Source organism: Microbacterium hominis, from assembly GCF_013282805.1.
GTDB classification, from domain to species: Bacteria; Actinomycetota; Actinomycetes; order Actinomycetales; family Microbacteriaceae; genus Microbacterium; species Microbacterium hominis_B.
Genome location: NZ_CP054038.1, coordinates 2,410,270 through 2,433,860, shown reverse-complemented (window position 1 = coordinate 2,433,860; position 23,591 = coordinate 2,410,270). Strand labels below are relative to the sequence as shown.

The 23,591-nt window shown below is 70.4% G+C and carries 19 protein-coding genes and 2 pseudogenes; 14 read left to right on the top strand and 7 right to left on the bottom strand.

The genetic code is table 11. The annotated features are described in order from the left end of the window. Nucleotides 1–6: 6 nt before the first annotated feature. From HQM25_RS11075 to HQM25_RS11065, 3 genes are all read left to right on the top strand, one after another. A complete protein-coding gene (locus HQM25_RS11075; protein WP_172990281.1) occupies nt 7–687 on the top strand; it encodes a hypothetical protein in 681 nt (226 codons plus the stop codon). 200 nt (nt 688–887) lie between these two features. Continuing rightward, nucleotides 888–3,050 carry a DEAD/DEAH box helicase gene (locus HQM25_RS11070; RefSeq protein ID WP_172990280.1) on the top strand — a complete coding sequence of 721 codons (2,163 nt, stop codon included), beginning with the start codon at nt 888–890 and terminating at the stop codon, nt 3,048–3,050. A 121-nt stretch (nt 3,051–3,171) separates the two neighbouring features. Next, nucleotides 3,172–4,200 (top strand): ATP-dependent 6-phosphofructokinase, encoded by a 1,029-nt coding sequence (locus HQM25_RS11065; protein ID WP_172990279.1) that lies wholly within the window; start codon nt 3,172–3,174, stop codon nt 4,198–4,200. Between the two features lie 387 nt (nt 4,201–4,587). Here the strand turns inward: HQM25_RS11065 and HQM25_RS17845 are convergent. Together HQM25_RS17845 and HQM25_RS11055 are read right to left on the bottom strand one after the other, a co-directional pair. After that, nucleotides 4,588–4,776 (bottom strand): annotated as a pseudogene (locus HQM25_RS17845) (DUF559 domain-containing protein); the annotation flags it as partial. 1,220 nt (nt 4,777–5,996) lie between these two features. Continuing rightward, the gene (locus HQM25_RS11055) at nt 5,997–8,180 is read right to left on the bottom strand and encodes a S9 family peptidase (protein WP_172990278.1); all 2,184 of its coding nucleotides are present in this window, start codon (nt 8,178–8,180) and stop codon (nt 5,997–5,999) included. A 147-nt stretch (nt 8,181–8,327) separates the two neighbouring features. Here HQM25_RS11055 and HQM25_RS11050 point away from each other — a divergent pair, with 147 nt between their 5' ends. The 5 genes from HQM25_RS11050 (at nt 8,328) to HQM25_RS11030 (ending at nt 13,061) form a co-directional block, all read left to right on the top strand. Next, nucleotides 8,328–9,584, top strand: a complete 1,257-nt coding sequence (locus HQM25_RS11050; RefSeq protein WP_172990277.1) for an inorganic phosphate transporter — start codon at nt 8,328–8,330, stop codon at nt 9,582–9,584. Then, nucleotides 9,581–9,913, top strand: coding sequence for a peptidase (locus tag HQM25_RS11045; RefSeq protein WP_172990276.1), 333 nt, complete (start codon nt 9,581–9,583; stop codon nt 9,911–9,913). The genes HQM25_RS11050 and HQM25_RS11045 overlap by 4 nt, the downstream gene beginning before the upstream one ends. A gap of 121 nt (nt 9,914–10,034) precedes the next feature. Next, nucleotides 10,035–10,940 carry a phosphodiesterase gene (locus HQM25_RS11040; RefSeq protein WP_172990275.1) on the top strand — a complete coding sequence of 302 codons (906 nt, stop codon included), beginning with the start codon at nt 10,035–10,037 and terminating at the stop codon, nt 10,938–10,940. A 127-nt stretch (nt 10,941–11,067) separates the two neighbouring features. Next, complete coding sequence (locus HQM25_RS11035; protein WP_172990274.1) at nt 11,068–12,543, top strand: aspartate ammonia-lyase; 1,476 nt, start codon at nt 11,068–11,070, stop codon at nt 12,541–12,543. 89 nt (nt 12,544–12,632) lie between these two features. Then, complete coding sequence (locus HQM25_RS11030) at nt 12,633–13,061, top strand: DUF4190 domain-containing protein (RefSeq protein ID WP_172990273.1); 429 nt, start codon at nt 12,633–12,635, stop codon at nt 13,059–13,061. Nucleotides 13,062–13,130: 69 nt separating this feature from the next. Here the strand turns inward: HQM25_RS11030 and HQM25_RS11025 are convergent, their stop codons facing one another. Then, nucleotides 13,131–13,997: a fumarylacetoacetate hydrolase family protein gene (locus HQM25_RS11025; RefSeq protein WP_172990272.1), complete on the bottom strand. Its 867-nt coding sequence runs from the start codon at nt 13,995–13,997 to the stop codon at nt 13,131–13,133. 75 nt (nt 13,998–14,072) lie between these two features. Here HQM25_RS11025 and HQM25_RS11020 point away from each other — a divergent pair, with 75 nt between their 5' ends. The 3 genes from HQM25_RS11020 to HQM25_RS11010 all read left to right on the top strand — a co-directional run bounded on the left by HQM25_RS11020 (nt 14,073) and on the right by HQM25_RS11010 (nt 16,663). Further along, a complete protein-coding gene (locus tag HQM25_RS11020; protein WP_172990271.1) occupies nt 14,073–15,293 on the top strand; it encodes a PrsW family intramembrane metalloprotease in 1,221 nt (406 codons plus the stop codon). A gap of 258 nt (nt 15,294–15,551) precedes the next feature. Beyond that, nucleotides 15,552–15,920, top strand: a complete 369-nt coding sequence (locus tag HQM25_RS11015; RefSeq protein WP_172990270.1) for an FKBP-type peptidyl-prolyl cis-trans isomerase — start codon at nt 15,552–15,554, stop codon at nt 15,918–15,920. A 182-nt stretch (nt 15,921–16,102) separates the two neighbouring features. Continuing rightward, on the top strand, nt 16,103–16,663 hold the full coding sequence (locus HQM25_RS11010) for a YceI family protein (RefSeq protein ID WP_172991630.1): 561 nt from the start codon (nt 16,103–16,105) through the stop codon (nt 16,661–16,663). Nucleotides 16,664–16,716: 53 nt separating this feature from the next. Here HQM25_RS11010 and HQM25_RS11005 read toward each other — a convergent pair whose 3' ends face one another. Continuing rightward, nucleotides 16,717–17,667 (bottom strand): DMT family transporter, encoded by a 951-nt coding sequence (locus tag HQM25_RS11005; RefSeq protein ID WP_172990269.1) that lies wholly within the window; start codon nt 17,665–17,667, stop codon nt 16,717–16,719. Between the two features lie 220 nt (nt 17,668–17,887). On the opposite strand from HQM25_RS11005, the gene rpsO reads away from it, so the two are divergent. Then, a complete protein-coding gene (gene rpsO, locus HQM25_RS11000) occupies nt 17,888–18,157 on the top strand; it encodes a 30S ribosomal protein S15 (protein ID WP_005048780.1) in 270 nt (89 codons plus the stop codon). A gap of 96 nt (nt 18,158–18,253) precedes the next feature. Here rpsO and HQM25_RS10995 read toward each other — a convergent pair whose 3' ends face one another. Further along, entirely contained in the window at nt 18,254–19,276 is a 1,023-nt protein-coding gene (locus HQM25_RS10995; RefSeq protein ID WP_172990268.1) for an isopenicillin N synthase family dioxygenase, read from the bottom strand. Nucleotides 19,277–19,366: 90 nt separating this feature from the next. Continuing rightward, complete coding sequence (locus HQM25_RS10990) at nt 19,367–20,542, bottom strand: acyltransferase family protein (RefSeq protein ID WP_172990267.1); 1,176 nt, start codon at nt 20,540–20,542, stop codon at nt 19,367–19,369. Nucleotides 20,543–20,722: 180 nt separating this feature from the next. On the opposite strand from HQM25_RS10990, the gene HQM25_RS10985 reads away from it, so the two are divergent. Further along, nucleotides 20,723–21,922, top strand: a complete 1,200-nt coding sequence (locus HQM25_RS10985; RefSeq protein WP_172991629.1) for an LLM class flavin-dependent oxidoreductase — start codon at nt 20,723–20,725, stop codon at nt 21,920–21,922. 1 nt (nt 21,923) lies between these two features. Continuing rightward, nucleotides 21,924–22,576 (top strand): annotated as a pseudogene (locus tag HQM25_RS10980) (FMN reductase). A gap of 4 nt (nt 22,577–22,580) precedes the next feature. On the opposite strand, the gene HQM25_RS10975 reads toward HQM25_RS10980, so the two are convergent. Continuing rightward, nucleotides 22,581–23,405, bottom strand: a complete 825-nt coding sequence (locus HQM25_RS10975) for a DNA/RNA non-specific endonuclease (protein WP_254359291.1) — start codon at nt 23,403–23,405, stop codon at nt 22,581–22,583. Between the last annotated feature and the right edge of the window lie 186 nt (nt 23,406–23,591).

Genomic DNA, 23,591 nt, shown 5'->3' with positions numbered 1-23,591 from the left:
GGCGGGATGCCGTACACGCGCGCCCGGGGCAGGATCGCCGTCGCCGTGCTGACGACCGGGCTGCTCGTCGCCATGGCCGGGTGCGCGCCCGAGACGCCCTCGGCCGGCCCGACCTCGCGCCCCGCGGCGAGTTCCGCCTCGCCGCGCCCGTCCACCCCGGCGGCCACGTCGCCGGCACCGGCCGCGCCGACCGCGACGGCCCCGGCCGCGACCTCGTCGCCTCCGGTGCCGACCGGGTTCGCGGTGCCCGACTCGTGCGATCGCCTCATCTCCGCGTCGATGAGATCGACGGTGGAAGCCCAGGTCGGGCCTCTGAACGATCCGGGCGTGACGATGCTCTCGACGCAGAACGCGACCGCACTGGAGCTGCTCGGCAGCGGCATCCCGACCCTGCGCTGCACGTGGGGGCGCCCCGGCGAGGTGGGGGTCTCGACGACCGTCTCGGCACTCGACTCCGCCCAGGTCGACGCGGTGACGGGGGCGCTGGCAGAGGCCGGGTTCGGCTGCGAACCGGTCGCCGGCGGCGCACTGTGCCGGATCGAACAGCGCGGTGTCACCCTCGACGACCAGCCGTACCTCCTCGGCGAGGACCACTTCCTCCGCGACGGCGGCTGGATCGCCACCGCGTGGCTCAACGCGCACCCCGAGGGCTACACCGACGACATCATCGCGAGTCTGTGGGGCTGAAACGCGCTGATCGCGCTAGAATTGCCCGCGGAGTACCCGCCACGGCGGTCGCGGCTCGCTGAAGCGAGTGCCAGCGGCTCAGGGGGAGCACTCCGACCCCGCGTTCGCGACGGCTACCGAGCCGCCCGCGGGAACCCGCAGCACGCAATGCCCGCCTCCGGCGACGCCGGAGCATTCCGGCACATACGCTCAGGAGGAGCATGCCGACCACGGCACCCGCCGCCCAGAACGGCAGAACACAGCGCCGACGCCGCACATCGTCCGCACGACGCGACGACGAGGCGCCCATCATCCCGATCCTCGCCCGCAAGGTGCGCGAGGTCGAGGCCAAGGCCCAGCGCGGCAAGCTCGGCCCGACCAACCGCGTCAAGTTCCAGGTGATCGCCTTCCTGGTGCGCGAGGAGCGCGCCCGCGTGAAAGCCGACGGCGAGATCGCGGAGTCGGCCCGTGCGGAGCTGCTCAAGCGCCTCGACGGCGTGGCGACCATCCTCGCCAAGACCGCGGCCCGCGACACCTCGCTCATCCAGCTGCTCGAGGTCGACCAGGCCACCTCCCCGGTCGCCCGCCGCATGCGCCGCGACTGGCTGCTCGAGTCGGGCGCCGAGCTGGCCCCCGACGAGCTGATCATCACGGATGCCGCGCCCGCCGCCGCGCCCGTCGTGCCGGCCGCGCTCGCCGAGCGCCAGGTCGTGCCGGTCGCCATCGAGTCGCGGCAGCTCGCGAACCCGTTCCTCGCGCCCGACCTGACGATGCGCGTCGCCAAGCAGACACCCCGCCGCCGTCTCGACGGGTGGGAGCTCATGGGGCCCCTCTACAAGTCGTTCGAGATGGGGGCGGGCGGCGGAGCCGCCACCATGGAGCTGCCCCCGACGCCCGAGTTCGATCGCCTGTCGCCGCGTGGCCTCGATGTCATGCCGCACCAGTCGCGGTTCCTCGAAGCGGTGCGCGAGGGCCACCGCAGCTTCCTGCTGGCCGACGAGCCCGGACTCGGCAAGACCGCGCAGTCGGTGCTCGCGGCCTCGGTCGCCGGTGCCTATCCGCTCCTGGCCGTCGTGCCGAACGTCGTGAAGATGAACTGGGCGCGCGAGGTCGAGCGGTGGACGCCGCAGCGGCGGGCCACCGTGATCCACGGCGACGGCGAGAACATCGACGCGTTCGCCGACGTGTTCATCGTCAACTACGAGATCCTCGACCGGCACCTGTCCTGGCTCAGCTCGATCGGGCTTCAAGGCATGGTCGTCGACGAGGCGCACTTCATCAAGAACCTCACCTCGCAGCGCTCGCAGAACGTGCTGGCGCTGGCCGGTCGCATCCGCGAGCAGGTGCGCGACCCGCTCATGCTCGCCCTCACGGGAACGCCGCTGATCAACGACGTCGAGGACTTCGACGCGATCTGGCGATTCCTCGGCTGGACCAACGGCGAGAAGCCCGGCCCCGAACTCATGGAGAAGCTCGACGCGACCGGTCTCACGCCGGCCGACAAGGCGTTCTACCCGGAGGCCCGCGGCGCGGTCATCTCGATGGGCATCGTCCGCCGCAAGAAGAAGGACGTGGCCAAGGACCTCCCCGACAAGCTCATCGCCGATCTCCCGGTGGAGCTCGACGACGAGTTCGGGCGCTCGATCCGCCAGGCCGAGCGTGAACTCGGCGAGCGGCTCGCGGCGAAGTACCGTCGCATCATCGAGGCCCGCGGCGACCGCGGTCTGGCCCCGGGGGAGATCGACGACGACATCGTGCGTCTGGTCGCCCACAACGAGCTCGAGGAGTCCAAGGCCGCCGGCACGGGCTCGGAGAACGTCTTCACGATGGTGCGTCGCATCGGTCAGGCCAAGGCCCTCCTCGCGGCCGACTACGCCCTGCAGCTGCAGCGCTCGGTCGACAAGGTGGTCTTCTTCGCGAAGCACGTCGACGTCATGGATGCCGCGGAGGCGCACTTCGCGAACGCGGGCCTGCGGAGCGTCTCGATCCGCGGCGATCAGAGCACCCCCGCGCGCCAGGAGGCGATCGACGCCTTCAACAACGACCCCGAGGTCGGTATCGCGGTCTGTTCGCTGACCGCCGCCGGTGTCGGCGTGAACATGCAGGCCGCGTCGAACGTCGTTCTCGCGGAGCTGTCGTGGACCGCCGCCGAGCAGACCCAGGCGATCGACCGCGTTCACCGGATCGGCCAGGACGAGCCCGTCACGGCGTGGCGGATCATCGCCGCGCACACGATCGACACGAAGATCGCGGAGCTCATCGACTCCAAGCAGGGGCTCGCCCAGCGCGCGCTCGACGGCGACGCTGTCGACCCGCAGTCCAGCGACTCCGTGCAGCTGTCGGCGCTCATGCACCTGCTGCGTCAGGCGCTCGGCGCCGACTGACGCGGCCCGCTGTCTGAGATCGGATGCCGTCCCCCGCCGTGTGGCAGGGGGGCGGCATCCGGCGCTAGTGTCGGGGATGGCACTGTCGCCGATATCTCCACCCGACAGCGAGGACTCAGCTATGAAGATCGGCATCCTGACCAGCGGCGGCGACTGCCCCGGACTGAACGCCGTCATCCGCGGTGTCGTGCTGAAGGGCACGACGACGTACGATCTCGAGTTCGTCGGCATTCGCGACGGCTGGCGCGGAGTCGTCGACGGCGACTTCTTCCCGCTCACGCGGCACGAGGTCAAGGGTCTGTCGAAGGTCGGCGGGACGATCCTCGGCACCAGCCGGACGAACCCGTACGAGGGCCCCCGCGGCGGTGCGGAGAACATCGCCAAGACGATGTACGGACACCGCATCGACGGCATCATCGCGATCGGCGGCGAGGGGACGCTCGCCGCGGCGAACCGCCTGGCCAACGACGGCATCAACGTGCTGGGCGTTCCGAAGACGATCGACAACGACCTGCGGGCCACCGACTACTCGTTCGGCTTCGACACCGCCGTCAACATCGCCACCGATGCGATGGACCGCCTGCGCACCACCGGCGATTCGCACCAGCGCTGCATGGTCGCCGAGGTCATGGGCCGTCACGTCGGCTGGATCGCCCTGCACGCAGGCATGGCCGCCGGCGCCCACGCCATCTGCATCCCCGAGGTGCCGCAGTCGATCGACGAGATCACCGACCTGGTGACCAAGGCCCACGACCGCGGTCGCGCGCCGCTGGTCGTCGTCTCGGAGGGCTTCACGCTCACCGGCATGGACGAGGCCTACAGCGACAAGGGCCTCGACGCCTTCAACCGCCCCCGCCTCGGCGGCATCAGCGAGGTGCTGGCCCCCGAGATCGAGCGCATCACCGGCATCGAGACCCGCGCCACCGTTCTCGGCCACATCCAGCGCGGCGGATCGCCGTCGGCCTTCGACCGCGTGCTCGCCACGCGCCTGGGCCTGCACGCGGCCGACGCCGTCGTCGACGGCGCATGGGGCCAGATGGTCTCCCTCAAGGGCACCGACATCGTGCGCGTCCCCTTCGCCGAGGCGCTCGGCGAGCTCAACACCGTGCCCCGCTACCGCTACGACGAGGCCTCCGCCCTCTTCGGCTGACGCCCTTCGGCCTGCCCGGGGGCTGCTTCGGGCTGCCTGGGGTCTGCGCCGGGCTGGCCGGCAGCGGGCTCGGCCTGCCCGCAGCCACCACTTGCCCAGAACAGGTGTTCTGCCGAGAACAGGTTGTTCGCGGCATCCATCGGCCTGTTCTCGGCGGATCACCTGATCTCGGCGAGCGCGTCGGCGCGGGATGGCCGCCACCGGCACCCGGCACCCACTGCCTGAGAACAGGTGATCTGGCGCAGACAGGACGGTGGATGCCGCACACGGCCTGTTCTCGGCGGATCGCCTGATCTCGGCGACGGGCTGACGGTGCGCGTTCTGCGCGATCGCCGTGAGGATCGTCTCGAGCACGTAGTCCCACCGGAACATGACCTGCTGGTAGTCGAACCGCAGAACGACGTATCCGCGCGCGATGAGGCGCGCGTCCGCCTCGAGGTCGCGGCGTCGATCCGCCGCAGACCTGTGATGGGCGAACCCGTCGAGCTGCACGACCAGCGATCGGCCGATCAGCGCATCGACGGGATGGCCGTCGATCCACACCTGCTGCCGCACGAGGACACCGGCGCGCCGCATGCCGGCGACGAAGCGGGTCTCGATCCCCGAGTCGGACAGCGAGGACGCGAGCTCGGCGAGCTCTGCCGGCGCCGCCCGGCGCCATGCCACGCGCTTGAGCACACCGAGGTCGGCGAGCTGCGTGCGCACGGCCGACTCCCACACCGCGAGCGCGTCGTGCTGGGGGAGGCAGCAGGCGACGTGGAAGAGCACGTTGATGACCGGATCGATGGTGTCGTTGCGGCCGACCGGCGCCGGACCGATCGCCCAATGAAGCTGCAGGCCATCGGCCTCGAGGCGCGATGACGTGCCCGGCACGGCGACGTGCGTGTCCTCGTGGTCGGGAACCCAGAGATCGTGCAGCGCGGCCGCGCTCACGCACGTCACCCGCCCACCCACCGACGCCGCGCTCTCTCGCCGCGGATCGCACGCCGCTGTCACGAGCCAGGATCTCCGCACCCGCCGCAGCTGCCCGCCTTCGACCAGCGCGGCGATGTCGTACCGGGAGAACCCCGCCGCTCGCACGGCGGACGTGTGCGCGATCCCGTGCCGCTCCTCGATCCATGCCAGGAGGCGACGTCGTCGGAGGTCCTGCTTGACGAGCATCTCGGTGGCGCGTGGGAGCGAAGTGTGAGCGGGCATGACCACGAGCATGTCCCGCGCCGAAGCGCTCGCCCGCCTGGAACCGACGAATGTGGATGGCTTCGACGACCCCGTGGACTGGGGAGGAAGCCCTGCGCCCCACCCGCTCGCACTCTTGCCGAGATCAGGTGATCTGCCGAGAACAGGCGAGTGGATGCCGTTCCCGGCCTTTCTACGTCGGATCACCGGTTTTCGGCAAATGGCTGGGCGCCGGGCGGAGCCGTGGTCGGCGGTGTGGGGAAGCTGCACCCGCTCGCACTCTTGCCGAGATCAGGTGATCTGCCGAGAACAGGCGAGTGGATGCCGTTCCCGGCCTGTCTACGTCGGATCACCGGTTTTCGGCAAATGGCTGGGCGCCGGGCGGAGCCGTGGTCGGCGGTGTGGGGAAGCTGCACCCGCTCGCACTCTTGCCGAGATCAGGTGATCTGCCGAGAACAGGCGAGTGGATGCCGTTCCCGGCCTGTCTACGTCGGATCACCGGTTCTCGGCAAATGGCTGGGCCGCGCGCCCGCGCGCGCCGCCCCCGCCCGCGCGCCGCCCCCGCGCCCCGCGCCCGCGCGCCGCCCCGCGCGCCGCCCCGCGCGCCGCCCCGCGCCGCGTCAGGCGTCGGCGACGCCGAGCACGTCGAGCAGCCAGGCGAGCTCGAACGCGCGCTCGCGCCACGCGTTGTAGCGGCCCGAGACGCCGCCGTGGCCGGCGACCATCTCGCACTTGAGCATCGCGTCGGCGCCCACCTCGCGCAGACGCGCGACCCACTTCGCCGGCTCGACGTAGAGCACGCGCGTGTCGTTGAGAGAGGTGACCGCGAGGATGCGCGGGTACTCCACGTCGTGCCGGACGTTCTCGTACGGCGAGTACGACTTCATGTAGGCGTACACGTCGGCGTTGTGCAGGGGGTCGCCCCACTCGTCCCACTCGATCACGGTCAGCGGCAGCGACGGGTCGAGGATCGTCGTGAGGGCGTCGACGAACGGCACGTCGGCGAGCACGCCGGCGAACAGCTCGGGGGCGAGGTTGGCGACGGCGCCCATCAGCAGCCCGCCGGCCGATCCGCCCTCGGCGACCATCTGAGACGCGGTCGTGTACCCGTGGTCGATGAGGTGCAGCGCGCAGTCGACGAAGTCGGTGAACGTGTTGCGCTTGTTCAGCAGCTTGCCGTCCTCGTACCACTGACGGCCCATCTCGCCGCCGCCGCGCACGTGGGCGACGGCGAAGATCACGCCGCGATCGAGCTCCGACAGGCGCGGCACCGAGAACCCGGGCTCGATCGAGTGCTCGTACGACCCGTACCCGTACAGGTGCAGCGGCCGGGGCGCTGCGCCGGCGTCTCCGAACGCGCGCTTCCACACGAGGGAGATCGGGATCTGCGTGCCGTCCTGCGCGGTCGCCCACACCCGCGCCTGGGCGTAGTCCGCCGGGTCGTACCCGCCGAGCACCGGCTGCTGCTTGCGAAGGTGCAGCTGTCGGCTGACGATGTCGTAGTCGTAGACGGTGCCGGGTGTGACGAACGAACCGTACCCGAGGCGCAGCACCGGCGGTGCCCATTCCGGGTTGCCGCCGCCGCCGACCGCGTAGAGAGGCTCGTCGAAGGCGATCTCCTCGACGGCGCCGGTGGCGTAGTCGAGTAGCCCGATGCGCGCGAGTCCCGCTCGTCGGTAGGCGACGACGCCCCAATCGCGGAAGGTCGAAAGCCCGAGCAGTCGCTGACCGGGCTCGTGCGCGATCACCGTCTCGCGCGCACCCTGGGGGTCGGATGCCGTGACCCGCACCATCTCGAAGTCCAGGGCGCCCTGGTTGTGCACGATGTAGAGCACGTCCTCGCCGTCGACCACCGCGTGCTCGGAGTCGTATTCGACGCCCTCGGTGCGGGGCCAGACGACCCGCGGCTCGGACCGCAGGTCGTCGGCATCGACCAGCCACTCCTCGGAGGTGATGGACGAACCCAGGCCGATGACCAGGTACCGGTCGCTGCGGGTGAACCCCGCGCCGACCCAGTACTTCTCGTCGGGCTCGTGGAACAGCGTGACGTCGTCGGCCACCGGGGTGCCCAGCTCGTGCAGCCACACGGTGTCGGGGCGCCACGCGTCGTCGACGGTCGTGTACACGATGAACCGGCCGTCGGGGGAGAACGATGCGCCCGCGAAGGTGTCCGGGATCTCATCGGCAAGCTGCTCCCCGGTGACGAGGTCGCGCACGCGCACCGTGTAGCGCTCGTCGCCGGCGACGTCGACGCCGTAGAGCATGCGCGTGCCGTCGTTGGACACCTCGAAGCTGCCCAGGGAGAAGAATTCGTGTCCCTCGGCCTCGACGTTGCCATCGAGCAGCACCTGCTCGCCCTCGACCGCCACGTCGGGGGACAGCTCCGGGGGCGTCCAATCGTCGGTGGATGCCAGGGGTGCGCGGCACTGGATGCCGTACTGCTTGCCCTCGACCGTTCGGCCGTAGTACCACCACTGCCCGCGGCGGGTCGGCACCGAGAGGTCGGTCTCGAGGGTGCGTCCCTTGATCTCGTCGAAGATGCGCGTGCGGAGGTGGTCGAGATGCGCCGTGCGGGAGGCCGTGTACGCGTTCTCGGCCTCGAGGTGGGCGACGACGGCCGCGTCCTCCTTGGCACGGAACCACTCGTAGCGGTCCTCGACATCGTCGCCGTGGTGGCTGCGCACGATCGGGCGTGCGTCGGCCGTGGGGGCGAGGGGGGCGGCGGGCAGGGACGATGCGTGGTCGCTCACCGTTCCCACGGTAGTGGGCGCCGCTGACAGCCGGCCGCATGGTGCGGCATCCATCCACAGCACCCACCGAGTTGACCGCCTCCGGTGAGGATGCGAGGATTCTTTCTGGCCGGTTGCCGGTTCCTGAACCCTGGGTGAACTGTTCGTTCGTCACGCCGATTCCGTCGGCATCACATCTCCATCTCGACACGAAAGCGAACGGTGGAAACCGCAGCCCTGATCATCGTGCTGGTCATCGCACTGGCGCTGTTCTTCGACTTCACGAACGGCTTCCATGACACCGCGAACGCGATGGCGACGCCCATCGCGACGGGGGCCCTCAAGCCGCGGACGGCGGTGCTGCTGGCGGCCGTGCTGAACCTCGTGGGCGCGTTCTTGTCGACGGAGGTCGCGAAGACCATCTCGGGCGGAATGATCCGCGAAGACGAGATCTCCGCGGCCATCTTCCCCGCGATCATCTTCGCGGGGCTCATCGGCGCGATCACGTGGAACATGCTCACGTGGCTGCTGGGCCTGCCCTCCTCCTCGTCGCACGCGCTGTTCGGCGGCCTGATCGGCGCGACCCTGGTCGGCGTCGGCGCGGCCGGCATCGACTTCGGCGTCGTGATGAGCAAGGTCGTGCTGCCGGCGTTGATCGCGCCGCTGACGGCGGGGATCATCGCGTTCCTGGCGACGAAGATCGCCTACGCCGTGACGCGCCGCCACGACGGCAAGCCCGACGGACGCGACGGCTTCCGGTACGGCCAGATCTTCACCTCCTCGCTCGTCGCGCTGGCCCACGGCACCAACGACGCGCAGAAGACGATGGGCGTCATCACCCTCGCGCTCATCACGGTCGGGTGGCAGACCTCTTCGGAGCCGCAGACGTGGGTGATCTTCGCGTGTGCGATCACGATCGCCCTCGGCACCTACATGGGCGGCTGGCGCATCATCCGCACGCTCGGCAAGGGCCTCACCGACGTCAAGCCCGCGCAGGGCTTCTCGGCGGAGTCGTCCACCGCTGCCACCATCCTCGCCTCCAGCGCCCTCGGCTTCGCTCTTTCGACGACCCAGGTCGCGTCGGGCTCGGTCATCGGCTCGGGCCTGGGCCGACGGGGCTCGCAGGTGCGCTGGCGCACGGTCGGACGCATCATGGTCGGCTGGGTGCTCACGCTCCCCGCCGCCGGCTCCGTCGGCGCACTGGCCGCGCTGATCGTGGTGTGGCTCGGCTTCTGGGGCATCATGATCGATGCCGCTCTGGCGGTGGTGATCGTGCTCGGCCTGTTCCTGCGCTCGCGCCGCGACTCGGTCAACGCGGGCAACGCGATGAGCGAGGTCGCCGATTCCGGTGCTGCCGTCGACGTGCCGGCCTCACCGCCGCCGACTCGTCGGGCACGGGTGCTGGCCGCCGAGAAGAAGGCCGCCAAGCGGCAGGACCGCGCCGACGACGCCACGACCGACGGGGAGGCGGACCGATGATCGCGATCGACTGGTTCGCCTTCGTGCAGGTGTTCGCCGCCGCGCTGCTGAGCGCCGGCACGATCGTGCTCTTCTACGCCCTCGGGCTGCGGCTGATGGTGCTCTCCGGCCGCGCTCCCGTGGTCACGCCGGCGGAGTTCACCGACGCGATCACGGTGATCTCCGAGAAGGAGGCGCGCCGGGCGGCGAAGGCGGCGGCGAAGGCGGCCAAGAAGAACCCGCTCACCGACGGGCAGAAGCGCGTCGCGCTGATCGGCGCCTACGCCTGCTTCGCGGTCTGTGCGGCGGCCGTGCTCGGCGGCCTGCTGCTGATCGTCTTCAACCACTGATGCTCGTCTTCGCCCACTGATGCTCGTCCTCCCGGCTGAGCCGGGCGGAGCCGCCCGGCGCGAGCACGACGCGCCCGCACCGACCGGGGAGCGACCGCACCCCCGACCGTAGACTCGGGCCATGGATGCCGCGCACGTGCCGTTCGGACAGTACCCGCCCGCACGACGGACGATCCTCCACCTGAGCGACACGCATCTGCTCGCCGGAAACCCGCCCCTCGGCGGGCGCTTCGACACCGCCGCGAACCTGGCGCGCACCCTCGAGGCCGTCGAGGGAATGGACCTCCGCCCCGACGCGATCATCTTCACGGGCGACCTCACCGACCTCGGCGAGCCGGAGGCCTATCGCGCCCTCCGCGCCGCCGTCGATCCGGTGGCCTCCCGCCTCGGCGCCCCCGTGGTCTGGGTCGCCGGAAACCACGACGAGCGCCCCGCGATGCGCGAGGCGCTGCTCGGCGCCGAGCCCACGCAGCAGCCGGTCACCGCGGTGCACGACCTCGGCGGCCTGCGCCTGATCGCCCTCGACACCACGGTGCCCGGCTGGCATCACGGCGACCTCGATGACGACCAGCTCGCGTGGCTGCGCGGCATCCTCGCCGAGCCCGCGCCGCTGGGGACGCTCCTGGCCCTCCACCACCCGCCGCTGCCCAGCCACATTCCGCTGTTCGACATCCTGGAGCTGCGCGACCAGCGCCGCCTCGCCGACACGATCGCGGGCACCGACGTGCGCGGCATCCTCGCCGGCCACCTCCACTATTCGACCAGCGGCACCTTCGCCGGCATCCCGGTGAGCGTGGCGGCGGCCACCTGCTACACGATGAACCTCGCGCGCCCCGCGGTAGCCGTCAACGGCATGGATGCCGGTCAGTCCTTCCATCTCGTGCACGTGTACGACGACACCATCACGCACGCGGTGGTGCCCGTGGTGGATGCCGCCACCGGCGACTTCTTCTCGGCCGAGTGGGTCGCGCGCATGGCGGCGATGTCTCCGCGGGAGCGGCTGGAGGAGTTCTCGCGGAAGCGGTGAGCAACCCGCCCATCTGTACAGCGGGGCGAGGGAACCGTACACGGCGTACAGGCCCCCTCTCCGTGCCCGCGGGTAGGCTCGAAGCATCCACCACACCGCCGTGATCTACCCACGAGGACTCTCCACCATGGCCCTGGACGCAATGACGCGAACCCGCACCGAGACCGATTCGCTGGGATCGCTCGAGATCCCGAACGACGCCTACTGGGGCATCCACACCGCCCGGGCGCTCGAGAACTTCCCCATCTCCCGCCGGCCGATCTCCGTCTACAAGGACCTGGTCACCGCACTCGCGATGGTCAAGCAGGCCTCGGCGCGCGCGAACCGCGAGATCGGCGCGCTCGACCCGGTGCGGGCCGACCTCATCGACCGCGCCGCCCAGCGTGTGATCGACGGCGAGTTCCACGACCAGTTCGTGGTCGGTGTGATCCAGGGCGGTGCCGGCACGTCGACCAACATGAACGCGAACGAGGTCATCACCAACATCGCGCTCGAGATGGCGGGCCGTGAGAAGGGCGACTACGCCTACCTGTCGCCGATCGACCACACCAACCGCAGCCAGTCGACCAACGACGTCTACCCGACGGCGATCAAGGTGGGCCTGGGGCTGGACCTGCTGACCCTCCTGGAGGAGCTGGACCTGCTGCGCCAGTCGTTCCTGGCCAAGGCCGTGGAGTTCCACGACGTGCTCAAGGTGGGCCGCACGCAGCTGCAGGATGCCGTGCCGATGACCCTCGGCCAGGAGTTCCACGGGTTCGCCACCACCCTCGGGTACGACCACCAGCGCCTCGGCGAGAACGCCTATCTGCTGTACGAGATCAACATGGGCGCGACCGCCATCGGCACCGGCATCACGACCCACCCCGACTACGCGACCGCGGTGCTCCGCCACCTGCGGGAGATCACCGGGCTCGACCTGGCTCTGGCGGGCGACATGGTCGAGGCCACCAGCGACACGGGCTCGTTCATGTCGTTCTCCGCCTCCCTCAAGCGCAACGCCATCAAGCTCTCGAAGATCTGCAACGACCTGCGCCTGCTCTCGTCCGGCCCGCAGGCCGGTTTCGGCGAGATCAACCTGCCTGCGCGCCAGGCGGGATCGAGCATCATGCCCGGCAAGGTCAACCCCGTCATCCCCGAGATGGTGAACCAGGTCGCCTTCGCCGTCGCCGGTGCCGACCTCACCGTCACGATGGCCGTCGAGGGCGGGCAGCTGCAGCTCAACGCCTTCGAGCCCGTGATCGCGCACTCCATCTTCCAGTCGATCACGTGGATGCGACGGGCGATGCACGCCCTCCGGGTGAACTGCATCGACGGCATCACCGCCAACCGGGAGCGTCTGGGCGCCATGGTCGGCTCATCGGTCGGCGTCGTCACCGCCCTCACGCCGTTCATCGGCTACGCGGCGTCGGCGGCCCTCGCCAAGACCGCGCTCCTGACCGGCCGCAACGTCGGCGACCTCGTCGTGGAGGCGGGGCTGATGTCACGCGAAGAGGTGACCAAGCAGCTCTCGCCGGCGCGGCTGTCGGGGCTGGAGGCGATCACCGCGGCCATCCCGATCGTGCAGCCGGCGGAGAACGTGGTCGAGCAGCCCCACGGCGCCTGAGCGGCGGCCCTCGGCACCCCGGCACCGCGAGGTGACACGGGGCGTCCGGTGCCGCTAGGTTCGATCCGAACCCGAACCAGGAAGGCGCCATGACCGACGCTCAGAACCCGCAGGACCCGCAGACCCCGCCCGCCGCCGGCGCGGCGCCGACGCCGCCGCCGTACACCCCGGCACCGCCGCCGGCCTACGAGGCGGCGCCGCCGGCTCCTGCGGGTGCCCCGGCGTCCGCCACGGTGCCCGGAAAGACGCTCGGCATCGTCGCGTTCGTGCTGTCGTTCTTCTTCCAGCTGCTCGGCCTGATCCTCGGCATCGTCGCGCTCGTGCAGAGCCGCAAGGCCGGCCAGAAGAACGGCCTGGCGCTCGCGGCGATCATCATCAGCTCCGTGCTCATGGTGGTCGGCATCATCATCGGCGTCATCGTCTTCTCGGTCGTCATCGCCGGATTCGGCGTCGCCTGCGCTGAGCTCGGCCCCGGCATCCACATCCTCGAAGGCGGCGGCCAGATCGACTGCGGCTGAGTCCCGCTCCGCGAACAAGAGCGACGGCGCGCCCCCGGAGGGGGCGCGCCGTCGTCGTCTTCGAGGTGATCAGTCCAGGATGCGGCAGTGCGTCGTGAGCTCGCCGATGCCGTCGATGCCGACCGTCACCGTCGACCGGTCGCGCAGGAACACCTGCGGCTCGCGCGAGTAGCCGGCACCGCCGGGGCTCCCGGTGGAGATGAGCGTGCCCGGAAGCAGCGTGACCGACTTCGACAGGTGGGAGATGAGGCTCGCCACCGTGCGCACCATCTGGCCGGTCGACGCGTCCTGCAGGGTGTGCCCGTCGAGCACGGTCCAGATGTGCAGATCCTGCGGATCGGGGATCTCATCGGCGGTCACCACGAACGGGCCGGTCGGGGTGAACCCGTCGAACGACTTGCACCGCGACCACTGCGCCTCCGAGAACTGGATGTCGCGCGCGGTGATGTCGTTGACGACCGTGTACCCCCACACGTAGTCGAGGGCCTCTTCGGGGGTGACGTCCTTGGCGGGCCGGCCGATGATCACGCCGAGCTCCGCCTCGTAGTCCACCGACTCGCTGAGCGCCCGCGGCCACGTGGTCGTGGCCTCGTGGCCCGCGAGCGAGTTCGGCCACAGCACGAAGACGGTCGGGGCGGCGTCGGTCTTGAGTCCGAGCTCGCTGGAGTGCGCGGCGTAGTTGAGCCCCACCGCCAGGATCACCGGGGGAGTGAGGAGCGCGGAGGCGTACGAGACGGAGTCGAGGGGATGCCGCACCGCGGCCCCCGCCGCGGCCGTCTCGACCCGCGCGCGCAGTTCGGCGCCACCGGCGATGAGCTCCTCGACGGTGCGCGGCGCCGCGTCGAACAGCTCCGGAACGATCACGGCCTCCTGCCCGAGCACGACGGCCAGCGTCGGCTCGGTGGTTTCGGGCAGGACGATATGGGCGACACGCATCCTTCAAAACTACCTCGGCAGGCGGGATGCCGGAGGTGTGGGCCCCTGCAACTCCTGCACCCATAGGCTGTGCGCATGAGCCAACCCGACTCTGGCCCGTCCCGTCCGTCGCTGACCCCGCCGCCCGCCGAGTTCGCGTCGCCGTTCGCGCAGCCGCAGGTCGCCCGGCCCGCCCCGATCCCGGCTGCCCCCGCCACCGCCGGCACCGTGCCGGTGCGTCCGCGGGCAGGTCGCACGGCGCCGATCTGGCTGCTGGGCGTGCTCGTGCTGGTGCTCGTCGGACTCGTCGGCTACTTCCTCGATGCGCTGGGGCCCGCGGCATCCATCGTCGGAATGATCGTCGCGATCGTGCCGCTGGTCGGCGTCGTCTGGGCGGTGCGCATCGTCGACCGCTGGGAGCCCGAGCCCTGGAGCCTGGTGATCTTCGCCCTCGCGTGGGGCGGCATCGCGGCTGTGGCGATCGCTCTCGGCGTCGACCTGCTCCTGTCGCTGGTCTTCGGTGCCGACACTACTCCCGCGGCCGAGGCGGTCACCGCGATCGTGCAGGCGCCGATCGTCGAGGAGGTCGGCAAGGGCCTGGGCGTGCTGCTCATCCTCGCCACCGCGCGGCGCACCTTCGACGGTCCCGTCGACGGCGTGGTCTACGGCGCCCTCATCGGCGCCGGATTCGCTTTCACCGAGAACATCCAGTACTTCGCGATCGCCCTCATCGAAGGGGGCGCCGCCGACCTCACCACCACGTTCTTCGTGCGCGGCATCCTCTCGCCCTTCGCCCACGTGATGTTCACGAGCGTCACCGGCTTCGCCGTCGGCCTCGCCGCGCGTCGCGGGGCGAGCGCCGGCGGCGCGATCGTGCCGTGGATGCTGGGTGTCACCGGCGCCATCGTGCTCCACGCGCTGTGGAACGGCTCGGCGGTGCTGGGCGACTTCTTCGCCCTGTATGTCACGCTGCAGGTGCCGCTGTTCGTGCTGTTCATCATCGGCGTGATCGCGCTGCGGCGCGAGGAGGCGCGGCTCACGCGCAGCCGGCTCGGCGAGTACGCGGATGCCGGCTGGTTCACGCCCCAGGAGGCCGAGATGCTCGCCACGCCCGCCGGCCGGCGCGCCGCGATGGCGTGGGCGGGCACGCTGCGCGGTGACCGCCGCCCGCTCATGACGGAGTTCATCGCCGACGCGACCGCGCTCGCCGCGGCCCGCCAGCGCGCCCTCACGGGCCGCGATCCGCAGGCCGCGGACGACGAACGGGTGCTGCTGACCCGCACGGCCGCCGCGCGTGCGGCGCTCTTCGCGCCGTAGCCGCGGCCGGGCGGCTGCCGGACGGGTTCCGGGCCGGGTTCCGCAGATCGACGGCCCGGGAAAGGACTCAGCGCCCGGTGCCGCGGCGATGCCTGCGTGTCTCCCGGGCGCTGAGTTGGTCTCTTGTCTTGTACTCAGCATGCCGACGCCCCGAGGGGGTGTCAACCCCTGGCCGAGGCTCCTGCGGCGGCTTCCGCGGAATCCCGCGCACAGCGAACAGACCTGCGCGCGCACGCCCGTCGTGCTTGGATGGAACCCATGACCAGCGACCGCACAAAGCCCGAGATCGACGCCCCCGAGGGCCCGGCCCCCGCAGACCTCGTCATCCGCGACATCATCGTGGGCGACGGCGCCGAGGCCAAGGCCGGCGACACCGTGACCGTCCACTATGCCGGCGTCGAGTACGAGTCCGGCGAGGAGTTCGACTCGTCGTGGAACCGCGGCGAGAGCATCCAGTTCCCCCTTCGCGGCCTCATCCAGGGCTGGCAGGACGGCATCCCGGGTATGAAGGTCGGCGGCCGGCGCGAGCTCGTGATCCCGCCGCACCTCGCCTACGGCCCCGCCGGCGGTCACTTCCTCGGCGGAAAGACCCTCATCTTCGTCATCGACCTCATCGCCGTCGGCTGAGCCGACACCGCTTCTGGGGGGTGGATGCCGCGCGTGCGGCATCCACCCCTCTGTCGTTCCCGGCCGCCGGTCACCGGACGTCCGCGAAGAATTTTCCATTCATGGGAATAGACTGCCGGGCGTGCGTCGTTGGCCCCTGTCAACGCCATCGCGGCGCCCCCAGCATCCAACACGGAGGAACCATTACCGACACCACCACGATCGACGTCCCGGGCTACAAGGCGGGCACCTGGGTTCTCGACCCTTCGCACAGCGAGGTCACCTTCAGCGTGCGCCACATGATGATCTCGAAGGTGCGCGGCACCTTCGGTGTGAAGAGCGCGACGATCACCGCGCCGGAGAACCCGCTCGAGGCGAAGGTCGAGGCGAGCGTCGACGTGACCTCGGTCGACACCAACGACGAGGGTCGTGACAACCACCTGCGGTCGGCCGACTTCTTCGACACCGAGGCCCACCCCACGATGACCTTCGCGTCCACCGGTGCGCGCTACGAGGGCGGCGACTTCCTCGTCGACGGCGACCTCACCATCCGCGGCACCACCCGGCCCGTCACCTTCGAGGTCGAGTTCGGCGGCTTCGGCACTGACCCGTGGGGCAACTACAAGGCCGGCGCCACCGCGAAGACGGTCGTCAACCGCGAGGAGTTCGGCCTCACCTGGAACGCCGCGCTCGAGACCGGCGGCGTGCTCGTGGGCAAGGACGTGACCATCACGCTCGACCTGCAGGGTTCGTTCCAGGCCTGACGCAGAACACGAGAGTGGATGCCGCGCCCGGCGCGGCATCCACTCTCGTCGTCTCAGCCCGCGGCGTCGAGGGGCGCGCGGCGCCGCAGCCGCAGGCGGTTCTGCGCCAGCAGGATGCCGATGAACACCACCAGCGCACCCACCGGCTCGTTCCAGCTGAGCCGCTCGCCGAGCACGAACACCCCGAGCACGATGCCGACCAGCGGCGTGATGTAGGTGACCGTCGATGCCCGGGTCGGGCCCCACGCACGCACGGTGTTCTGGTTCCACACGTAGGCGACCCCCGTGCCGAGGCAGCCGAGCAGCAGCACGCTCCCGATGATCCAGGGGTCCAGGCGCACCGGCTGCAGCGCGATCGCCGGTGCCAGCAGGGTCATGATGACGGCGGCGATGCCGATGTTCAGGAACGAGAACGTCAGCGCGCTCATCCCGGTGTCGGATGTGAAGCGGCGCATGTAGGCGAGGCTGAAGCCGTAGCAGGCTGTCGCGCCGAGGATCGCGAGCTGGGCGACGATGCTCTGCGAGAGATCGAGCCCCTGCCAGGGCGCGATGATGACCATCACCCCGAGGATGCCCAGAGCGATGCCGGCGATCTGTCCCGCCCGCAGGCGCTCGACGCGCAGCACGACCCCGGCCATCACCGCCGTCATGATGGGCGTGGTGGCGTTGTAGATGCTCGCGAGCCCCGAGGTGACGTGCTGCTGCGCCCACGAGAACAGCAGGAACGGCACGACGCAGAATGTGATCGCGAGCACCGTCATGTGCCCCCACACCCGCAGCGAGCGGGGGAGCGACTCGCGGCGCACCAGCCCGAACAGACCGAGCGCGAGCGCCCCGAGCGCCAGTCTCGACCACGCCACCTGTGCGGGGCCGATGCCGGTGAGCGCGACCTTCATGAAGAGGAAGCTCGACCCCCACACGATGCCGGCGAGCGAGAACTGCAGCGCGATCGACGCGTTCGACACGGCGCGCGGCGCGACGACGGGAGCGGAGAGGGTGGCCATGTCGGCGACTGTAGTCCGGGCCGGCGACCTCGGAGCCGGTCGGGCAGTGCCACGTCCGTTATCCGCCGATGGATGCCGCTTCCGCTACGGTCCGCAGGGGATTCGACCCCGGGCCCACGCGCTGGTAGACTCTTCAGGTTGCCGTTAGATCGGCCGCGGAGAAAGAGAGCCCGCGCATCAGGCGTCGGGCGCCGCGCAGCAAAGAGGAAGGGGATCACCTATGGCACTGGAAGCAGACGTCAAGAAGGCGATCATCGAAGAGTACGCGACGCACCCCGGTGACACCGGATCCCCCGAGGTGCAGGTCGCGATGCTGACGCAGCGCATCAAGGACCTCACCGAGCACCTCAAGGAGCACAAGCACGACCACCACTCGCGTCGTGGTCTGTTCCTGCTCGTCGGTCAGCGCCGTCGCCTGCTGGGTTACCTGCAGGACATCGACATCAACCGTTACCGCTCGCTCATCGAGCGTCTCGGTCTTCGTCGATAAGCAGCGCACCAGCGTTCAATCGCGCGAAACATTCTTGAGAAGGCCTCCCCACGGTGTGGGGAGGCCTTCGTCGTTCTCCGGCGCGGAGAGGCTCGATCAGGCGGATGCCGCCGCGCGGTCAGCCACGAGGTCTGCGTGCCAGATCGCCGCGACATCGGGGTGGGCGCGCAGCCGTGACTTGAGCGCGTTCTCGCCGTAGAGTGCGTGGATCGGATTCGCGGGGTCGCGCGTGACTCCGCGGGCATCGGCGGCGAGCGCGGCCGGCAGGTCGATGAGCGGCAGCCGAGCATCCAGAGCCGGATTGAAGAAGAACGGCACCGAGATGCGGTCCTCGGGGAACCGAGGAGAGACCACGCGATGGTCGGTCGCGATCAGATATCCCTGCGTGGCGTACTCGAGCATCTCGCCGATGTTGACCACGAATGCCCCCGGCACCGGGGGAGCGTCGACCCATTCGCCCTCCCGCTGCACCTGGAGCCCGCCCTTGTCCGGCTCGACCCAGAGCAGCGTGAGCACACCCGAATCCTTGTGCGCACCCACGCCCTGAGCCGGGGTCGGGTCGTCGGTGCCCGGGTAGCGCACGATCTTCAGCAGCGTCGAGGGCTCGCCGAAGTGCCGGTCGAAGTACTCCTCCTCGGCGCCGAGCGCCAGCGCCCAGGCGCGCAGCAGCCGGCGGGCCACGCCGATCAGGTGGTCCTGCCACTCCTCGACGACCTCGCGCAGCCCGGGCTGCGCGGCCGGCCACAGGTTCGGGCCGATGAGTCGCGCGAAATCGGGTGCGTCCGCGGCGGCGACCGCCTCGCGCTCCGAGCCGATGTCGATCTGCTCCCGCCAATCGATGCGCCCCTGGGTGCGCTCGCCGCCGATGCGGGTGTAGCCGCGGAAGTGCGGGCTCTTGACGTTCTCGATCGCCAGCTTCTCGTCTTCGGGCAGCGCGAAGAACGCGCGCGCGGCGCGATGCATCCGCGCCTCCAGTTCCGGGGAGATGCCGGTGCCGGTGAGGTAGAAGAAGCCGACATCGTGCGTCGCCGCGCGCAGCTGGGCGCGGAACTCCGCGGCCGCGTCGGGACCGCGGTCCAGCAGCGACAGGTCGAGGATCGGCAGCGTGAGCTCGGTCATGACCCGAGGCTAGGGGGATGCCCGGTCCTGCCGCCCGCGTGTTGCAGACGGTTACCGCGGGGTGCGCACAAGACCCTGTGCGCGGAATCCTCAGGGGCGGCGGATGCCGGCTCGCCGCGACCCCGTCGGGTCGTCGCGGCGCCCCTCGCGCGCGGCCAGCGTCGGGTCGGCGAAGAGCCAGGCCGGGCGTGGCTCGATGAGGGGCCGGAAGACGGTGCGCACGGGCTTGGTGGCCAGGCCCAGGGCGATGAGCACCGAGGCGACGATGACGATCGGCAGCCACAGCCAGGTCGGATCGAGGCCGCGCAGCACGCCCGACTCGCGGAACGGGTAGAGCACGAAGGAGTGCAGCAGATAGACGTACATCGTGTACTGGCCGTAGGTCGTCCACCAGTGCGCGCCGCGGGGTACGAGGGCGAAGAAGGCGATGCTGAGCAGGAGCGCGACCGCGATGAGGGCGAGCCGCACCCCGCCGGCCCACCATTGGGTCCCGCCGATGGCGGAGTAGTTCTCGTCGTAGAACAGCCACTCGCGCAGGTTCATGGCGCGCCAGCTGTCGATGAAGAACCACGCTGACCAGCCGGCCGCCGCGAACACGCCGATCGCCGTGCCCGTCACCCACCACGGGCGCCGTCGGAGCAGGTCTAGCCGGTCGACGATGTCGTGCTCGCGCAGCCACCAGCCGAGCGTGAAGAAGGGGAGCAGGCCCAGGGTGCGCGACAAGGAGAAGGTCGAATCGATGTTGGGCAGGTAGCCGGCGCCGATCGAGATGACGAGGGTCCACAGCAGCGGCCAGCGCAGCAGCGCCAGGTAGGGCAGCACCAGTCGGAAGATCCCGAGCGCCAGCAGGAACCACAGCGTCCACGACGGCTGGGTGAGATTCGGGTCGGCCTGGCCCTCGACGAGCCACTTGGTCAGCGCCCAGAGGCCCTCGAAGATCACGTACGGCACGAGGATGTCGGTGATCACCCGCGCCATCTGCCGAGGGCCGGGGGACTCTGACTTGGAGAAGTACCCGGAGATGATGGCGAAGGCGGGCATGTGGAAGGCGTACACGAGCAGGTAGAGCCCGAGCGCGATGTCGGAGTCGTAGGTGAGGCGCTGCACGGCATGACCGAGCACGACCAGCACGATGCAGGCGAAGCGGGCGTTGTCCCAGTAGGGCGTGCGCCGCTTCGGCCGTACGGTCCGGTGCGTCCCGGTCGCGCGCGTCGTGGGTGGAGGAGTGGATGCCGCTGCGGCGGCGTCGCGGGTCTGATCGGTCATGCGAGCCTCGACCCTATCCTGCTCCCGATCGTGCGCACGGTGGGCTTGACGGCGAGGCGGGAATACATTGGCGGTGCACGCGTTTCACAGGTACATTCACTTGAATAGATACGCCGAGCGGAGACACCGCGGAGCGTGCGAGAAGCGGAGACGTTCGTGAACGAGACCACCTGGCCGGGAATGCAGTTCGGCATCTTCACGGTGAGCGATATCACCGAAGACCCGACGACCGGCACCACGCCGAGTGAGGCGGAGAAGATCCGCAACACCCTCACCGTCGCCAAGCACGCCGAGGAGGTGGGCCTCGACGTCTTCGCCCTGGGCGAGCACCACAACCCGCCGTTCTGGTCGTCGTCTCCGACCACGACGCTCGCCTACATCGCCGCGCAGACCGAGCGGCTCGTGCTCTCCACCGCGACCACGCTCATCACGACGAACGACCCGGTGAAGATCGCCGAGGACTACGCGATGCTGCAGCATGTCTCCGGCGGGCGCGCCGACCTCATGCTCGGCCGCGGCAACACCGGTCCGGTCTACCCCTGGTTCGGCAAGGACATCCGCCAGGGCCTGCCGCTCGCGATCGAGAACTACAACCTGCTCCACCGGCTGTGGCGCGAAGACGTGGTGGATTGGGAAGGGCAGTTCCGCAGCCCGCTGCAGGGCTTCACCTCCACGCCGCGTCCGCTCGACGGCGTCGCCCCGTTCGTGTGGCACGGTTCGATCCGCACGCCCGAGATCGCCGAGCAGGCCGCGTACTACGGCGACGGCTTCTTCGCGAACAACATCTTCTGGCCCAAGGAGCACTACCAGCGCCTGATCACGCTGTACCGGCAGCGGTACGCCCACTACGGCCACGGCACCCCCGAGCAGGCGATCGTGGGCCTCGGCGGACAGGTGTTCATGGCGAAGAACTCGCAGGACGCCGTCAGCACGTTCCGCCCGTACTTCGACAACGCCCCCGTCTACGGACACGGTCCCTCGCTCGAGGACTTCAGCGAGATGACCCCGCTCACGGTCGGCTCGCCGCAGCAGGTGATCGACCGGTATGCGTCGATGCGCGAGACGTACGGCGACTACCAGCGTCAGCTCTTCCTGATCGACCACGCCGGCCTGCCGCTGAAGACCGTGCTCGAGCAGCTCGACATCCTCGGCGGCGAGGTCGTGCCGGTGCTCCGCCGGGAGCTCCAGAAGAACCGCCCCGCGCAGGTTCCGGACGCGCCGACGCACGCCGGCCTGGTGAAGGCGAAGTACGGCGATGAGGCTCCGCGCCAGGCAGTGCCGGGCGCCAATCGCGGCGACAACCTCGTCGGGGACAGCCCGTACGCCGACACCCCCGCGCCTGCGGGCTCGGCGTTCGGACTCGGCCGGAAGGGGGCCTGAGATGACCACCGCCTCCGCCCGTCGCATCGCGGTCGTCTCGGCCGGACTCTCCAACCCCTCCTCGACGCGGATGCTCGCCGACCGACTCGCCGGCGCGACGGCCGCGAAGCTCGCCGAGCGCGACATCGAGGTGGAGATCGACACGTTCGAGCTGCGCGACTACGCGCACGACATCACGAACAACCTGCTCACCGGCTTCGCGCCGCCCGCGCTGGAGTCGATGGTCAACGCCGTCGTCTCGGCCGACGCCGTGATCGCCGTCACGCCGATCTTCTCGACGAGCTACTCGGGTCTGTTCAAGTCGTTCATCGACGTGCTCGACCCGGACGCGCTCACCGGCAAGCCGGTGCTCATCGGAGCGAACGCGGGCACCGCCCGTCACTCGCTGGCGATCGACTACGCGATCCGTCCGCTGTTCACGTACCTGCACGCCGAACCGGTGTCGACCGGGGTCTTCGCCGCGTCGAGCGACTGGGGGCCTCCGCCGACAGCGTCGCGCCCCTGGGAGAGCGCATCGAGCGCGGTGCCCGCGAGCTCGCCGAGGCGATCGAGCGCCGTCAGCCGGCGGCCAGCGCCGACCCGTTCGACCCCGCGAACTACCTCGGCGAGGGCCGGTCGTTCGGTCACCTCCTGGGCGGGCTCGCGGGCGAGTAGGCCCTCAGCCGAGCACGATCTCCTCCGGTGCGTGGAGGGGACGCCACGCGTCTCCTCCACGCACCGCCGTGGGTGCGAGCACGTCGGCCGCGGCGAGCGGTTCGACATCGAGGCCGGCGAGCGCGGCGATCTCGTCGATCGGCGCCTGGAAGGTGCGATACGCGCCGAGATCGGCCGCGCGCGGCATCCCGAGCACCCGGTCGAGCAGCGATGACTGATCGAGCACGAAGCCGGCGGCGCGCAGCGCCGGGCCCGCCGCCGCCTCCCCGGCCCAGGCGGCGATCTTCACGAACCGACGGGGCACGCGGATGCCGCGGTACTCGGGATCGTCGTCGGCGAGCACCGGCGCGGTGAACACCGACACACGCTGGTCGGTGGCGTCGGCGTACTCGAGCACGTGGTCCTCGAGCCCGAGCCAGAGATCCTTCGACTGGTTGAAGACGTTCACCTGCGGTGCGGCGTTCGGGTAGACGAAGGTCGCCTCGGTCGCCGCCCGCGCTTCGGCGGCGCCGCCCCACCCGGGATCGCGCCGTCGTACGAGATGCCCGCGGTCGAGGTCGTTGCGCGCGTAGAGGGCCGGACCGGCCTGCTCGTCGGCCGCCACGCGGGGGTCGAGATCCCAGTCCCCGGAGCGCGGCACGTCGCGCAGGAGCGCGCCGTCGATGTTCACGCCGGTCATGACGGCCAGGCGTCGCGCGGGATCCAGCAGCACCGTGAAGCGCGGGTAGGTGAGCGTGCGCGTGGCGCGCGCGTCGGTCGGCGTCGGCAGCGGCACGCGTGCGGTGAGGAAGCCGGGATCGTACCCGGGGGCGGCGAGGTGGGGGAGCACCTCTCCATCCTGGCGTGGCGCGCCGACACCCGCCTCGCTCTGCGGGGGATGCCGTGCCCGCGGTCCCGCGGTTCCGACCGGTCGGCGGTGAACGGCATCCGAACGACGGACCAGCGGTGACCGGCCGCGGTGCATCCGGTGAACTCTCGTCGACCGCACCCCATTGCGGCCGCCCGGCCGCGCAGA

Coding starts and splice junctions, on each gene's coding strand:
- HQM25_RS11075 (WP_172990281.1), top strand. CDS start 7: ATGCCGTACACGCGCGCCCGGGGCAGGATCGCCGTCGCCGTGCTGACG.
- HQM25_RS11070 (WP_172990280.1), top strand. CDS start 888: ATGCCGACCACGGCACCCGCCGCCCAGAACGGCAGAACACAGCGCCGA.
- HQM25_RS11065 (WP_172990279.1), top strand. CDS start 3,172: ATGAAGATCGGCATCCTGACCAGCGGCGGCGACTGCCCCGGACTGAAC.
- HQM25_RS11055 (WP_172990278.1), bottom strand. CDS start 8,180: ATGGATGCCGCACCATGCGGCCGGCTGTCAGCGGCGCCCACTACCGTG.
- HQM25_RS11045 (WP_172990276.1), top strand. CDS start 9,581: ATGATCGCGATCGACTGGTTCGCCTTCGTGCAGGTGTTCGCCGCCGCG.
- HQM25_RS11040 (WP_172990275.1), top strand. CDS start 10,035: ATGGATGCCGCGCACGTGCCGTTCGGACAGTACCCGCCCGCACGACGG.
- HQM25_RS11035 (WP_172990274.1), top strand. CDS start 11,068: ATGGCCCTGGACGCAATGACGCGAACCCGCACCGAGACCGATTCGCTG.
- HQM25_RS11030 (WP_172990273.1), top strand. CDS start 12,633: ATGACCGACGCTCAGAACCCGCAGGACCCGCAGACCCCGCCCGCCGCC.
- HQM25_RS11025 (WP_172990272.1), bottom strand. CDS start 13,997: ATGCGTGTCGCCCATATCGTCCTGCCCGAAACCACCGAGCCGACGCTG.
- HQM25_RS11020 (WP_172990271.1), top strand. CDS start 14,073: ATGAGCCAACCCGACTCTGGCCCGTCCCGTCCGTCGCTGACCCCGCCG.
- HQM25_RS11015 (WP_172990270.1), top strand. CDS start 15,552: ATGACCAGCGACCGCACAAAGCCCGAGATCGACGCCCCCGAGGGCCCG.
- HQM25_RS11005 (WP_172990269.1), bottom strand. CDS start 17,667: ATGGCCACCCTCTCCGCTCCCGTCGTCGCGCCGCGCGCCGTGTCGAAC.
- rpsO (WP_005048780.1), top strand. CDS start 17,888: ATGGCACTGGAAGCAGACGTCAAGAAGGCGATCATCGAAGAGTACGCG.
- HQM25_RS10995 (WP_172990268.1), bottom strand. CDS start 19,276: ATGACCGAGCTCACGCTGCCGATCCTCGACCTGTCGCTGCTGGACCGC.
- HQM25_RS10990 (WP_172990267.1), bottom strand. CDS start 20,542: ATGACCGATCAGACCCGCGACGCCGCCGCAGCGGCATCCACTCCTCCA.
- HQM25_RS10985 (WP_172991629.1), top strand. CDS start 20,723: ATGCAGTTCGGCATCTTCACGGTGAGCGATATCACCGAAGACCCGACG.